Origin of the sequence: Pseudomonas sp. Irchel s3f7 (genome assembly GCF_900187615.1) — a bacterium.
In the GTDB taxonomy this organism is placed as follows: Bacteria; Pseudomonadota; Gammaproteobacteria; order Pseudomonadales; family Pseudomonadaceae; genus Aquipseudomonas.
In genome coordinates this window covers 1-13,533 of sequence record NZ_FYDO01000050.1, presented here as the reverse complement: position 1 = coordinate 13,533, position 13,533 = coordinate 1, and the positions used below count along the sequence as shown (strand labels likewise).

The following is a 13,533-nucleotide window of genomic DNA, read 5'->3' as shown; positions in this document are numbered from 1 at the left end:
GGCAGGCGTCGTAGCGGTAACTGACCAGGGTCTGTTCGGTGCGCCAGGCGTGTTCTTCGGTGGTGGCGCGTTGCCGCACTTGATAGTCGACGGCGATCAGGTGCCGCCGGTCGTAACGCAGTAACAGGGCGCGACCGGCGCCGTTGTCGAGGCGTTGCAGACGATCCAGACGGTCGCGGGACACGCTCAGCCGGTTGCCGTAGGCGTCGCTGATTGCGCTCAGGCGGCCGTCGCGGAAGTGGTAGAAACGCGGCGTGTCGCCGGCCAGGGCGAGGATCAGTTCGTCCGCCACTTCACCTAGATAGATCGCCGCCCGCGACAGGCTGTTGTGGATCACCGGGCGTTCGACGCTCGGTCGCGGAAACGGCGTGCGGCGGTTTTCCGGGTCGATCCAGATCACCTGGTCGCCGTCGATTTCCAGGCGCTGGGCCAGGGAATGGCTCCAGCCAAAACCCAGACCGCTGTCGAGTTCGACGGCGCTGCTGCGATAGAGGCGGGTGAAGTCGAACGGCAAAATGCCGTCGAGCGTACCGTCGGTGAGGGTCAGCAGTTCTTCGCCGGTGACCATCGACACCGGGCATTTGTTGGTGGCGGTGTTATCGACGGTGTCGGCGCTGTCGCCGTTGGGGTTGGTGGCCTGTTTCGGGGCATCCTCGTGGTGTTCGTTTGGCTTGAGCGTGGTGTTGCGTTTGGCATTCCAGCGCAGTTGCATCCGGCCTTTTTTAAGGCCCGCCGCGACACCGCGGGCGGCGACGGTTTTGTAGCGATCGACATAGCCGAGGAACTGCTGGATAAGGCCGAAGATCGCTTTGACGAAACCCTGAACGGCGCTCACCAACCGGGCGCCGTAGCGCGCCAGGCGCATCGCCAGATAGGCCATCCCCGCCCCGGCCGCGGTGAAGGTGAGGACGACGCCGATCAACAAATCAATCAGCAGATCCACCACCACGACCGCCAGCGTCTCGGCGGCTTGCCCGGCCATCAGGCTCGGCGGCAGCATTTCCAGCCACAGACTGCTGGCGCGCAGCAGCAGGCACATCGCGGCTTCGTCGCTGGCCAGCAGTTGCAGCCTGGCCATCGTCGCCGGAAACTGTTGCGCCAGATCGGCCAGCTGACCCGCGCCACTGCCCAGGCGCTCGGCGAACTTGTGCGGATCCTGGAGGATTTCCGAGAGCTCACCGAGGCGGTCCCACACCCCGATAATCGCCGTCCAACCTCCGGCCAGCAGCCCATTACCGGCCGCGGCAACACCCGACTGCGACCATTGCGGCTTGAAACCCGCCCACTCATAGCGCAACCAGCCTTCCAGCGACTGGGTCAGTGCAGCGTAAGACTTGAACAGCTCACCGACTTGCTCCGGGGTGACCTGACGCTGGACATGCACCTTATAAAACTTGCCCGGCGTGCCGCTGAATTGCCCTCGCCCCTGTTCATCCAGGGTGATGACGGTCCGCTCGCCTCCCTCCTGCGCCACCACCTCGACCTGAATGTTCCCCAGCGGAATGTCGTACACCGACTCGAACTTGCTCTCGATCAGCAGCGGGCCACTTTGCGGGCACTGCGCCACCGTCGAGAAAAAATCTTCGTCACCGCTGCTGACCACCGTGCTGCTATCACCGAACTTGATCACCCGTTCCATGCCCATCAGCGAGGGCAGGTCCAGCGCGTGGCTGACCTTGTCGGTAGTGCGGTTCAGGAAGCGCCCGAGTTGTTCGCGGTACAGGTTCAGGGTCTGTGGGAAATGGTCGAGCTCTTGCTCGATGCGGGCGATCTGATCCATCAGCGCACCGCACAGCGGGAGAATTCAAGGAAAACCGGGGCAAGCATGAACACTCCCTCGCACAGAAAAATGAGTGCGAGGGACTTTGCGGAGGATCCGCGAGGAAAGAAGTCAGGAAAGGATGATGTTGCTGTAGGGCGATTCGCTAAAGGAGAAACGTGGCGTAGGGACCGCTCTCACATCAGGTCGATTTGTCAGACGAGTCCGTGAAACCTGTAGCGTTGCGGGAAGCCAATTCTTCCAGTTTGATCGGCGCCAATGGATGTCCGGCTTTCGCCGCGATGGTCCAGAACCGTGCCGCTTCAGCAGGATCCGGCGCCCTGCTCGGTGTTCCCGCCAGGCTGATCACGCCGATCTGATACGCCGCCTTGCCATCGCCCGCCAAGGCCGCCAGGCGCAACAAGCGCACGCCCTCCTCACGAGCACCGAGGCCAACGCCGCGAAACGTCAGGATGTGCCCATAGAAGCTCTGAGCGCCGACATCGCCCAGGTTGGCCATAAGTGCGAACTGGCCTTCAAGCCAACTCCAGCCGCGCGGTTGACGGACAAACCACGACCAGTGAAACAGCCGGCGAGCGAGCCAGTAACCGACTCGCGTCTTCAATTGCAGAAACACTCAGGCTTCTGCCGATTCCGGGTATTCGTATTCAAATACCCGCACCACTTCCGAGGCATGCCAGGATGCCGCGGCAACACCGTCGGACGGGCCGGAAAAACGCCCCAGGCGCTCAACACACTCGAAGAACCCGGTACGCGGTAAACGGCTTGCTCCCTGGCTGATCACCAGCGAACTGCGCAACGGCTGTTCGGCCCGGGCGTCGAGTGCAGCCAGATGCTCAAGGGCCGCCGTCAGGGTTTGCATGGCCGGGGTCGGCAACTGCAAACGTTCCAGCAACGCCCGATAAGTCAGAAGATGGCGCTGACGACGCGCCTGATCCAGTTCGCCCAGCAATCCATCCCAATGTTGACGACTGATGCGTACGCTCACGATTCATCCCTCCACCCAGGCACCGTCAACTCCCAGGCCAGGCTGCGGCGAATCGCTGCGTCGGGCAGGCGCTCGCCACTTTCGATCATGGCTAGGTAAGACGGGCTGATGCCTACCGTGCGGGCCAGCGCCTCGATGGCGATGCCCTTCCCTTCGCGCAAACTGCGTAATTGATCCAGCCCCGGAAGAACCTGATCGGGTGCTGCTGCTTGAAGCTTCGCGGCTTCAGGCGACGGTTGCTCCTTGATGCCTGCCGCTTTCAACAACGCCTGATATTGAGCCCATGGCAGAACCGCATACTCGGGCTCGCCTTCGCGTGTAATTATCTGAATATCCATGACTACCCCGTAGGACAACAACACTTAGCGAGTCGGCACTTTTCCCTAGAAGTGTAATCCTAACAGCGGCCAAGGTCGCGAGGGGCATCAATCTGTGGGCGAGACGGCATCGAATTCAGTTTTTTTTCGGGCCTTGAAGGTGCAGTTGTGCCGGGGTGTCAGGCAAACGCTCGACTACCGCAAGCTTCTCGGGCATCTGACGCTTGCGCCAGGCACGGAAGGCGTTGAGTTCATCGTCGAGAACCTTCATCAGCCAGGCCAGCACGGCGATGTCATCGATCATGCCGAAGAGGGGAAGAAAATCCGGAATCGCATCCACCGGGCTGAGGAAATACATCAAGCCTGCGACGACCGAGACCAGTGCCTTTGGGCTTATGGCTCGATATTCACCTCGCCAATAAGCCAGGCAGAGTGCCTGCAACAGGCGCAGGTCGTCCTTGATTTTACCCAGGCGATTGCCTTCGCTAGCGCCTTTGCTGGCAACAGCGAACAACAAAGTCGGCAAACGCCCGCGTGCCAGCAAGCGCCCAGCCAGCGGCAGGAAACGAGCGAAACTCCAGGGTGTTTTCATCATTCCTCCCGTTGAAATGTTATCCACACAAATTGTGGATAACCTTGTGAACAGAGCTGATTTTCAGGGCTGGAAGCCCCGTTTCACAAGGGCTCGGCTCAGATCGGGCGTTTTTTGCCCATCCAAAAAATCCCATAATTTCATTGACTTGGCAGGCCGACGCGGCTACCCCCACCGTCTACATTGGCTATGACTGCCGCCTGGAGCATCTGTTCGCTTTTGTTTACCCGTACCGAACGCCAGATGCAACAACGCCCCGCATAAGCGAGGCGTTGTTCTTGAAGCAGTCGCTGATTACTTGGCAGCGGCGTCTTCTTTTGCCGGATCCTTGATCGCCAGCAGTTCCAGGTCGAATACCAGCACCGAGTTGGCTGGAATCGCCGGGCTTGGGCTTTGCGCGCCGTATGCCAGGTCAGCAGGAATGTACAGTTTGTACTTCTCGCCAACGTGCATCAGTTGCAGGCCTTCTACCCAACCCGGAATCACACCGCTGACTGGCAGATCGATCGGGCTGCCGCGCTCGACGGAGCTGTCGAATACGGTGCCATTGGTCAGCTTGCCGGTGTAGTGAACGGTCACTACGTCAGTCGGCTTAGGCTGAGCGCCGTCGGCTTTCTTGACGACTTCATACTGCAGACCCGATGCAGTAGTGGTCACGCCGGTTTTCTTGCCATTTTCTTCGAGGAATTTCTTGCCGGCGGCTGCCGACTCTTCGCTCATTTTGGCCATACGCTCTTCAGCACGCTTTTGCAGCGCGGCGAACGCTTCAACCAGTTCATCATCTTTGAGCTTCTGCTCTTTCTTGCCGACGGCATCTTCGATGCCCTGGGCGACAGCTTTGGAATCCAGGTCATCCATGCCTTCCTGAGCCAGGCTCTTGCCCATGTTCAGGCCAATGCCATAGGAAGCTTTTTGCGCCGGAGTTTTCAGCTCTACGCTGGTCTGCGAGTCACAACCCGCGAGTACCAGGCTAACCAGGGCTACCGCCGCCGCCAACCGATGCTGTTTCATGCTATTTCCTTGTTCATGCGCCTAAAGGGCAATCGAGTAAAGCCGCGAGCTTATCAGGCCGCCACGACCAATGGCTACCGGCATGAGAGCTGGAAACCTCTGATAAGTTCAGGTGTTTAAACGCTTTTCAGGAATCTGGCGATGAAGCTTCTTTTATCTTTCTCCCCTGTAGGCAATTTCTGAACCTACAGCATCTGGCGTAATGGCCTCTTGCCGCTCCGTGGACACTCAGGCATAAACGAAAGATAACTCGACAAGGATGGTCATCTTGCGCCTATTTTTCCGCCTGTTGGCTCTGCTGGCAGTCCTGCTCGGACTCGTTCTTGCAGTGGTGCTCTATTACGTCGCCAACCCGAAACTACCGGCCTGGTCGCCCGTGCAGCAGGTGCATTACCTGGAGCAATGGAGTGCCACCGACCGCGAAACCTACTACTTCACGCCTCAGGGCACCCAAGTCAAAGGGTTGCATTACGACTGGTTCACTGCCCTCGAACTGCCCTTTTCGCAACAACGATTTGCCTCGCCTGAATACCTCGCCCGCTTCGGCTTTCTGGTTGATCCCAACCAAAAACCGACGCAGAACAACCCCGGCAACCTCCCCGTAGGCTTTTCCCGCCACCAGAATCCAGACAATACGGATATGTTTCTGGATATCACCTGTGCGGCCTGCCATACCGGCGAATTGCGATTCCAGGGCCAAGCCGTGCGCATCGACGGGGGCTCGGCGCAACATGTCCTGCCTTCCAGTGTTCCTACGCTCAGAGGAGGCAGTTTCGGACAAGCCCTTGTAGCGAGTCTGACCTCGACATATTACAACCCGTGGAAATTCGAGCGTTTCGCACGCAACGTACTGGGTCAGGACTACGACGCTCGGCACAAGGAACTGCGCAAAGCATTCAAATCCTCACTCGACACCTTCTTGAAAGTCGCCTGGAACGACACCCATCGCGGGCTCTATCCGACCGAAGAAGGCCCAGGTCGCACCGACGCGTTCGGGCGTATTGCCAACGCCAGTTTCGGTGATGCGATTTCCCCCGCCAACTACCGCGTAGCCAACGCCCCGGTTGATTATCCGCAACTGTGGAGCATGTGGACGTTTGACTGGGTGCAGTGGAACGGCTCGGCACAACAACCCATGGCCCGCAACATCGGCGAGGCATTAGGTGTCGGCGCCACGCTGAATTTCTTCGACAAGAACGGTCAGCCGCTGATGGGCGAAACGCGTTATCCCTCCAGCGTTCGCGTACGCGATTTGCACCTGATCGAAGAAACCCTGCAACGACTCGCGCCACCGGCCTGGCCGGAAAATCTGCTAGGGGCAGTCGACAAACCGCTGGCGGCGAAGGGTCGCGCGCTGTTCGCCGAGACCTGTGCAGGCTGCCACGTTCCGCGCACGACCCAAGGCGAAGGACGACAGGTGCAACACCTGAAAATGCTCCCCGTGGACGCCATCGGTACCGACCCGACGGCAGCCAACAACATTGCCGACCACCGCTTCGACCTGACGCCATTGCAATGGAATCAGGCAGAGTTGGCGGAACTGGACGTTGAGCCAAAACCCACCGAACAACTGGACATGAGCAAAATGTCCGTCGCCAAAGGGCTGGCTTACGTCACGGCATTTGTATCGAACCGGGCCTACCGCGAGGCCAACATCACCCCCGCCGAGCGACCTGCAATGGACGGTTTCGGCTTGCCGATCGGTGTGCGCGAACTGCGCGCCTACAAGGCCCGCCCATTGGCAGGCGTCTGGGCGACACCACCGTTTCTGCACAACGGCTCGGTACCCAGCCTCTATCAATTGCTGTCGCCCCAGGATGAACGCTCGACCTCTTTCTACAAAGGCACATTCGAGTACGACCCGAGGCATCTGGGGTATCGCACAGAAGCCTTTACCAACGGTTTCGTGTTCGACACAAGGATCACCGGCAATCACAACAGCGGTCATGAGTTCCGCGCCGGCAAACGCGGCAATGGCGTGATCGGTCGCTGGCTGCAGCCAGAAGAACGCTGGGCACTGCTGGAGTATCTGAAAGTGTTGGGCGGTCCGCTGGAAGCGCAACTGCCATGACCCCCGACCATCGTCAAAAGGAGTTTCCCATGCTGAAAACACTTTGGCTGCGTCTGGGCGCTTTTCTCGGCAAATTGCTGCTGTGGCTGGTTGCTCTCGGGCTGCTCGCCTGGGCCCTGAGCAGTGCCTGGTATGTCTGGCAGCATCGCGGACCGGTTTCGGCGCAGGAGTTGATTCCTGACGGTGAAGCGGCGATGACCCAAGACGTCATCCAGACAGCTGTACGCATCGTTGACCAACACCGAGAAAGCACCCGCTATCTGCGTGACGCCCACGCCAAAGCCCACGGCTGCGTGAAAGCTGAAGTCCAGGTTCTGGCGGAACTGCCGAGCGAGCTGCGCCAAGGTGTCTTCAGCGAACCGGGCAAAACCTGGCAAGCGACGATGCGCTTGTCCAACGGCAACGCGTATCCCCAGTTCGACAGCATTCGCGATGCCCGAGGGATGGCGATCAAACTGCTCGATGTGCCGGGGAAACAATTGCTGACCGATCAACCGGGGCGGGGCGAACAGGATTTCGTGATGTTCAGCCATCCGAATTTCTTTGTCAGCGATGTCGCCGAGTATCGTCAGAACGTCGCCGCTCAGGCAGATGGCAAGAAAATCATGGCGTTCTTTCCCGGCTGGGATCCACGCAGCTGGCAAGTTCGGCATCTGTTTATCGCCTTGGCGACGCTGACCCCTGCTCCACCGAGTCCGACGCAGACCACCTACTTTTCAGTTTCGCCCTATAAGTTCGGTGAGGCCAACGCCAAATTTCGGGTCATGCCCGACCCGGAAAACTGCCCGGTCTACAGCCTTGCGGAGCAAAACCGCAATCTGCCGAACTTCCTGCGCAGCGCCCTGAATCAACAGCTGTCAACCGATCGAGTACCGGCTTGTTTCGTTCTGCAGATCCAGCGCCAGGATGCGAACAAGTACATGCCGATTGAGGACACGAGCATCGAGTGGAAAGAAAGCGATGTACCGTTCGAGACCGTCGCACGCATCAACGTGCCCGCGCAGGATTTCGACACCCCGGCGCTGAACCTGCAATGCGATAACCAGTCGTTCAACCCTTGGTTTGGCATTGAGGCCCACCGGCCCATTGGCGGAATCAACCGTCTGCGCAAAGCGGTTTACGAAGCGGTCAGCGATTACCGGCATGCGCGCAATGGCGGGCAGTAATCCTGTAGGAGCGAGCTTGCTCGCGAAGGGTGGAGCGAAAACGCTTAATCCAGAGGCCTAGCGTCGGCCTTGAGTTTTTCGCGAGCAAGCTCGCGCCTACAAAAAAGCCAAACGCCAGACAGCAAAAAGCCCGCATTTAGCGGGCTTTTTGTGGTGACCTGGCGTTCAGTGTTCCAGGTTACCGAATATGGCGCAGCGGACGGGACTCGAACCCGCGACCCCCGGCGTGACAGGCCGGTATTCTAACCGACTGAACTACCGCTGCGCGTAGCGTTGAAAGTAAGTGGTGGGTGATGACGGGATCGAACCGCCGACATTCTGCTTGTAAGGCAGACGCTCTCCCAGCTGAGCTAATCACCCTTTACCTTCGTTGCGGGGCACATTATGCCACAGGTTTTTATAAAGTGTTGATTTAATTGAAGTTTTTTTCAAATAAATCTAAAAACCGGTGAAACAACGCGACCTGCAGGAACAACGTACAAACTTGGAGCAGAAAAAAACCCGCGTTAGCGGGCTTTTCCGTGGTGACCTGGCGTTCAGCGTTCCAGGTTACCGAATATGGCGCAGCGGACGGGACTCGAACCCGCGACCCCCGGCGTGACAGGCCGGTATTCTAACCGACTGAACTACCGCTGCGCGTAACACTTGAACGAATGGTGGGTGATGACGGGATCGAACCGCCGACATTCTGCTTGTAAGGCAGACGCTCTCCCAGCTGAGCTAATCACCCTTCGCTTCGGTGTGGCGCGCATTCTACGGAGCGACCCAACCTCTGGCAAGCACTTTTTTAAATAATTTTCTCAGGCCTTCCAAAGGCTTAGAGAAGGGTTGGCCTATGGCACGGCGAAGACAATAATGCCCCCCTTTGCATATAAGGAGAGACTTACCCCATGTGGTTCAAAAACCTGCTTATCTATCGCCTGACCCAAGATCTGCCTGTTGATGCCGAGGCGTTGGAAACTGCACTGGCCACCAAACTGGCGCGTCCATGTGCAAGCCAGGAGTTGACCACCTACGGTTTCGTCGCGCCGTTCGGCAAAGGCGAAGACGCTCCGCTGGTGCATGTCAGCGGCGACTTCCTGCTGGTTTCCGCTCGCAAAGAAGAACGCATCCTGCCGGGCAGCGTCGTGCGTGACGCGGTCAAGGAAAAGGTCGAAGAGATCGAGGCCGAGCAAATGCGCAAGGTCTATAAGAAGGAACGCGATCAGATCAAGGATGAAATCATCCAGGCCTTCCTGCCTCGTGCCTTTATCCGCCGCTCGTCGACCTTCGCTGCCATCGCACCGAAACAGGGTCTGATCCTGGTCAACTCGGCCAGCCCGAAACGCGCTGAAGACCTGCTGTCCACCCTGCGTGAAGTGATCGGCACCCTGCCGGTACGTCCGCTGACCGTAAAAATGTCTCCAACCGCGACCATGACCGAATGGGTCACCACCCAGAAAGCCGCGGACGACTTCTTTGTGCTGGACGAGTGCGAACTGCGCGACACCCACGAAGACGGCGGCATTGTGCGCTGCAAGCGTCAGGACCTGACCAGCGAAGAAATCCAGCTGCACCTCAGCACTGGCAAAGTGGTCACTCAGTTGTCGCTGGCCTGGCAGGACAAACTGTCGTTCGTGCTCGACGACAAAATGGTGGTCAAGCGCCTGAAGTTCGAAGACCTGTTGCAGGATCAGGCGGAACAGGACGGTGGCGATGAAGCCCTCGGCCAGCTGGACGCCAGCTTCACCCTGATGATGCTGACCTTCGGCGACTTCCTGCCGGCGCTGGTTGAGGCGTTGGGTGGGGAAGAGACGCCGCAGGGCATTTAATGCACTGATTGGCGATGCCTGTAAAAGATCGCAGCCTTCGGCAGCTCCTACGTTGATTCGGTTGGCCGCAAATAATGCGGATTGACCTGATTCCTCTAGGAGCTGCCGCAGGCTGCGATCTTTTTTTGTAAGCCGCGTATGCTTAGCTCCCTAACGCTTTCACTCTAATAAGGAACAAGCCATGCGCGCACTGGCTGCTTTAAGTCGCTTTGTCGGCAACACTTTCGCTTACTGGGTTCTGATTTTCGCCGTCGTGGCCTTCCTGCAACCGGCATGGTTCCTCGGCCTCAAAGGCGCCATCGTGCCCTTGCTGGGGCTGGTGATGTTCGGCATGGGCCTGACCCTCAAACTCGAAGACTTCGCCGAAGTCGCGCGCCATCCGTGGCGTGTGGCGCTGGGCGTGGTTGCGCATTTTGTGATCATGCCCGGTGTGGCGTGGTTACTCTGCCAGGCTTTTCATTTACCACCGGAAATCGCGGTCGGCGTGATTCTGGTCGGGTGCTGCCCGAGCGGTACGTCTTCCAACGTGATGACCTGGCTGGCGCGCGGGGATCTGGCGCTGTCGGTGGCCATCGCTGCGGTCACCACCCTCCTCGCTCCGTTGCTCACACCAGCGCTGATCTGGCTGCTGGCCTCGGCCTGGTTGCCGGTCTCGTTCATGGAGCTGTTCTGGTCGATCCTGCAAGTGGTCCTGCTGCCAATCGTGTTGGGCGTGGTTGCCCAGCGTGTGCTCGGCGACAAGGTTCGTCATGCAGTGGACGTATTGCCGTTGGTGTCCGTGGTCAGCATCGTGATCATCGTGACGGCCGTGGTCGCCGCCAGCCAGGCGAAGATCGCCGAATCCGGTCTGTTGATCATGGCGGTCGTCATGTTGCACAACAGCTTTGGCTACCTGCTGGGTTACTTTACCGGTCGCGTATTCAAGCTGCCGCTGGCTCAGCGCAAATCCCTGGCACTGGAGGTCGGCATGCAAAACTCCGGATTGGGCGCTGCTTTGGCCAGTGCGCATTTTTCGCCGTTGGCGGCGGTGCCGAGCGCGCTGTTCAGCGTCTGGCACAATATTTCGGGGGCACTGCTCTCGACGTATTTCCGCCGCATGAGCGAAAAAGAAGATCGTGAAGTCGCAACCCGGCAGGCGACTGACTGATTTGCAAACTTGATCCCCCGGTTAATGCTGGGCACTATATTGCGCAACGCGAGGACGACCTCGCGGCTCAATCGAGTCATTAATCTGGGGACGACCCCGTCAATCGATGGAGGTCTCTCTTGTCCTGGATCATTCTGTTTTTCGCCGGTCTGTTCGAAGTGGGCTGGGCCGTCGGCTTGAAATACACCGACGGTTTCAGTCGCCCGGTCCCCACTGCGCTGACCGTTACGGCCATGGCCATCAGCCTTGGTTTACTGGGCCTGGCCATGAAGGAATTGCCGCTGGGCACGGCTTATGCGATCTGGACCGGTGTCGGTGCTGTCGGCACGGTGATCGCCGGGATCATTCTGTTTGGCGAGTCGATGGCGTTGTTTCGGCTGGCCAGTGTGGCGTTGATCATTGCGGGGCTGGTTGGGCTCAAGGTCAGCGCTTAGGCCACTGACGCTATTGCTAGCAGGCTAGCTCCCACATTGGAATGCATTCCCCTGTGGGAGCTAGCCTGCTAGCGATGAGGTCCGCACAGACACCTATTATCTGACTGCCCCGCGCAACTCACCGACCAATGCCTGCAACTTCACCGGTTCTACCACCTCGAACGCCACCGCCGGCCCCGCCACCAATGTCACCCGCGACCACAAACGACGAAACCATCCCTTGCCCGGATCACGGCTGAAGAAGCTCCCCCATAACCCCTGCAAGGCCAATGGAATCACCGGCACCGGCGTCTCCTCGAGAATCCGCGTGAGGCCGCCCTTGAACTCACTGATCTCGCCATCAGTCGTCAGTTTGCCCTCAGGGAAGATGCACACCAGTTCGCCATCCTTCAGATACCGGGCAATTCGGGTGAAGGCTTTTTCGTAGATCTGGATGTCTTCGTGACGCCCCGCGATCGGAATCGTCCCGGCCGTGCGAAAGATGAAATTCAGCACCGGCAGGTTGTAGATTTTGTAGTACATCACAAAGCGAATCGGCCGACGCACCGCGCCACCGATCAACAGGGCATCGACGAACGACACGTGATTGCACACCAGCAATGCCGCGCCTTCATCGGGGATCAGATCGAGATTGCGATGTTCCACGCGGTACATGGAATGGCTGAGCAGCCAGATCATGAAACGCATGGAGAACTCGGGGACGATCTTGAAGATGTAGGCGTTGACGCCGATGTTCAGCAACGACACCACCAGAAACAGTTGCGGAATCGACAGCTCGACGACACTCAGTAAAACGATCGAGACAATGGCCGAAACCACCATGAACAACGCGTTGAGAATGTTGTTGGCGGCAATCACCCGCGCGCGCTCCTTCTCGGCGGTGCGCGACTGGATCAGTGCATACAGCGGCACAATATAGAAACCACCGAAAACGCCGAGCCCAAGGATGTCGAACAGCACCAGCCAGGTGTGGCCGAAGCCGAGAATTTCGATCCAGCCATGCCCCGTGGCGCTGTCCGGAATCCCACCGGAATGCCACCACAACAGTAAGCCAAACACGGTCAGGCCAAACGATCCGAAGGGCACCAATCCGATTTCGACTTTGCGTCCGGAGAGCTTCTCGCAGAGCATCGAACCCAGGGCAATGCCCACCGAGAACACCGTCAGGATCAACGTCACCACGGTTTCGTCGCCGTGCATCCACTCCTTGGCGTAGGCCGGGATCTGCGTCAGATAGATCGCCCCGACAAACCAGAACCACGAGTTGCCGACAATCGACCGTGACACGGCCGGGGTTTGCCCCAGCCCCAGTTTCAACGTGGCCCAGGACTGACTGAAAATATTCCAGTTCAGGCGCATTTCCGGCGAAGCGGCTGCGGCCCGGGGAATGCTGCGGCTGGCGAGGTAACCGAGCACGGCGATGCCGATGATCGCGGTGGAAACGATGGGCGCGTAATGACCCGACGACATCATGATCCCGGCGCCGATGGTGCCGGCCAGAATGGCCAGGAACGTGCCCATTTCCACCAGACCGTTGCCCCCCACCAACTCATCTTCCCGCAAGGCCTGGGGCAGGATCGAATACTTCACCGGCCCGAACAGTGCCGAGTGGGTACCCATAGCGAACAGCGCCACCAGCATCAGCGACAGGTGATCGAACAGGAAGCCGACCGCACCGACCACCATGATGGCGATCTCACCGAGCTTGATCAGGCGGATCAATGCGTCCTTGGCAAACTTTTCCCCGAACTGCCCGGCCAGGGCTGAGAACAGAAAAAACGGCAGGATAAACAGCAGCGCACACAGATTGACCCAGATCGAGCGATCCCCTTCGATGGTCAGCTTGTACAGAATGGCCAGGATCAACGACTGTTTGAAGACGTTGTCGTTGAATGCCCCCAGCGACTGAGTGATGAAGAACGGCAGGAAGCGCCGGGTGCGCAGCAAGGTGAACTGTGAGGGGTGACTCATTCCATGTGTCCCTGATGTGGGTAAGAGTGGCCTGGATTCTTTTATTGGGGGACTGTCAGATATTTTGTGTGCAGGCCGGTAACGGCCTGCCGTTAGGCAGGCCATTCTTTTACCAGGCTGGCCTGATAAATCGATCTCCGTACAGAATCGCGAATTGATTCATCGCACTTTTCCAGTCATGGGCCGCTGAGCCCCAGTTTGCTGTGATGTTGCGCAGCCCAAGCCAGATCAGTTTTGTCGCCGCA

Annotated in this window: 12 protein-coding genes, 4 tRNA genes and 1 pseudogene; 5 read left to right on the top strand and 12 right to left on the bottom strand. The window is 58.7% G+C overall.

All coding sequences use genetic code 11. The annotated features are described in order from the left end of the window. The 6 genes from CKW19_RS27780 to CKW19_RS27755 form a co-directional block, all read right to left on the bottom strand. Positions 1-1,780 (bottom strand): DUF6531 domain-containing protein (locus CKW19_RS27780; RefSeq protein WP_256580390.1); only part of this gene is annotated, 1,780 nt, incomplete at its 3' end. 181 nt (positions 1,781-1,961) lie between these two features. Next, on the bottom strand, positions 1,962-2,396 hold the full coding sequence (locus CKW19_RS27775; RefSeq protein ID WP_095061691.1) for a sel1 repeat family protein: 435 nt from the start codon (positions 2,394-2,396) through the stop codon (positions 1,962-1,964). After that, a complete protein-coding gene (locus CKW19_RS27770; protein ID WP_007898892.1) occupies positions 2,397-2,768 on the bottom strand; it encodes a hypothetical protein in 372 nt (123 codons plus the stop codon). Then, the gene (locus CKW19_RS27765) at positions 2,765-3,106 is read right to left on the bottom strand and encodes a helix-turn-helix transcriptional regulator (protein ID WP_095061695.1); all 342 of its coding nucleotides are present in this window, start codon (positions 3,104-3,106) and stop codon (positions 2,765-2,767) included. Before CKW19_RS27765 ends, CKW19_RS27770 begins: the two co-directional genes overlap by 4 nt. A gap of 115 nt (positions 3,107-3,221) precedes the next feature. Continuing rightward, on the bottom strand, positions 3,222-3,677 hold the full coding sequence (locus tag CKW19_RS27760) for a YkvA family protein (protein WP_095061689.1): 456 nt from the start codon (positions 3,675-3,677) through the stop codon (positions 3,222-3,224). A 294-nt stretch (positions 3,678-3,971) separates the two neighbouring features. Next, the gene (locus CKW19_RS27755; RefSeq protein ID WP_095061687.1) at positions 3,972-4,688 is read right to left on the bottom strand and encodes an FKBP-type peptidyl-prolyl cis-trans isomerase; all 717 of its coding nucleotides are present in this window, start codon (positions 4,686-4,688) and stop codon (positions 3,972-3,974) included. A 268-nt stretch (positions 4,689-4,956) separates the two neighbouring features. Here CKW19_RS27755 and CKW19_RS27750 point away from each other — a divergent pair, with 268 nt between their 5' ends. Next, positions 4,957-6,759: a di-heme-cytochrome C peroxidase gene (locus tag CKW19_RS27750; RefSeq protein WP_095061693.1), complete on the top strand. Its 1,803-nt coding sequence runs from the start codon at positions 4,957-4,959 to the stop codon at positions 6,757-6,759. A 29-nt stretch (positions 6,760-6,788) separates the two neighbouring features. Then, entirely contained in the window at positions 6,789-7,925 is a 1,137-nt protein-coding gene (locus CKW19_RS27745) for a catalase family protein (RefSeq protein ID WP_095061685.1), read from the top strand. Between the two features lie 188 nt (positions 7,926-8,113). Here the strand turns inward: CKW19_RS27745 and CKW19_RS27740 are convergent. The 4 genes from CKW19_RS27740 to CKW19_RS27725 form a co-directional block, all read right to left on the bottom strand. Continuing rightward, a tRNA-Asp gene (locus tag CKW19_RS27740) sits at positions 8,114-8,190 on the bottom strand. 19 nt (positions 8,191-8,209) lie between these two features. Further along, positions 8,210-8,285 (bottom strand) — tRNA-Val (locus tag CKW19_RS27735). A gap of 199 nt (positions 8,286-8,484) precedes the next feature. Continuing rightward, positions 8,485-8,561: transfer RNA gene (locus tag CKW19_RS27730), tRNA-Asp, on the bottom strand. 18 nt (positions 8,562-8,579) lie between these two features. Continuing rightward, positions 8,580-8,655: transfer RNA gene (locus CKW19_RS27725), tRNA-Val, on the bottom strand. Between the two features lie 160 nt (positions 8,656-8,815). On the opposite strand from CKW19_RS27725, the gene rdgC reads away from it, so the two are divergent. The 3 genes from rdgC to sugE all read left to right on the top strand — a co-directional run bounded on the left by rdgC (position 8,816) and on the right by sugE (position 11,317). Next, positions 8,816-9,736 carry a recombination-associated protein RdgC gene (gene rdgC / locus CKW19_RS27720; RefSeq protein ID WP_007969735.1) on the top strand — a complete coding sequence of 307 codons (921 nt, stop codon included), beginning with the start codon at positions 8,816-8,818 and terminating at the stop codon, positions 9,734-9,736. Positions 9,737-9,917: 181 nt separating this feature from the next. Continuing rightward, positions 9,918-10,883, top strand: a complete 966-nt coding sequence (locus CKW19_RS27715; protein ID WP_095061683.1) for a bile acid:sodium symporter family protein — start codon at positions 9,918-9,920, stop codon at positions 10,881-10,883. Between the two features lie 119 nt (positions 10,884-11,002). Continuing rightward, on the top strand, positions 11,003-11,317 hold the full coding sequence (sugE, locus tag CKW19_RS27710) for a quaternary ammonium compound efflux SMR transporter SugE (RefSeq protein ID WP_095061681.1): 315 nt from the start codon (positions 11,003-11,005) through the stop codon (positions 11,315-11,317). A gap of 96 nt (positions 11,318-11,413) precedes the next feature. Here the strand turns inward: sugE and CKW19_RS27705 are convergent, their stop codons facing one another. Continuing rightward, complete coding sequence (locus CKW19_RS27705) at positions 11,414-13,288, bottom strand: MFS transporter (RefSeq protein WP_095061679.1); 1,875 nt, start codon at positions 13,286-13,288, stop codon at positions 11,414-11,416. A 109-nt stretch (positions 13,289-13,397) separates the two neighbouring features. Continuing rightward, positions 13,398-13,533 (bottom strand): annotated as a pseudogene (locus tag CKW19_RS27700) (IS256 family transposase); the annotation flags it as partial.

Excerpts from the sequence above, each read along its gene's own strand:
- CKW19_RS27760 (WP_095061689.1), bottom strand. The coding sequence starts at position 3,677 with ATGAAAACACCCTGGAGTTTCGCTCGTTTCCTGCCGCTGGCTGGGCGC.
- rdgC (WP_007969735.1), top strand. The coding sequence starts at position 8,816 with ATGTGGTTCAAAAACCTGCTTATCTATCGCCTGACCCAAGATCTGCCT.
- CKW19_RS27745 (WP_095061685.1), top strand. The coding sequence starts at position 6,789 with ATGCTGAAAACACTTTGGCTGCGTCTGGGCGCTTTTCTCGGCAAATTG.
- CKW19_RS27705 (WP_095061679.1), bottom strand. The coding sequence starts at position 13,288 with ATGAGTCACCCCTCACAGTTCACCTTGCTGCGCACCCGGCGCTTCCTG.
- CKW19_RS27765 (WP_095061695.1), bottom strand. The coding sequence starts at position 3,106 with ATGGATATTCAGATAATTACACGCGAAGGCGAGCCCGAGTATGCGGTT.
- CKW19_RS27755 (WP_095061687.1), bottom strand. The coding sequence starts at position 4,688 with ATGAAACAGCATCGGTTGGCGGCGGCGGTAGCCCTGGTTAGCCTGGTA.
- CKW19_RS27715 (WP_095061683.1), top strand. The coding sequence starts at position 9,918 with ATGCGCGCACTGGCTGCTTTAAGTCGCTTTGTCGGCAACACTTTCGCT.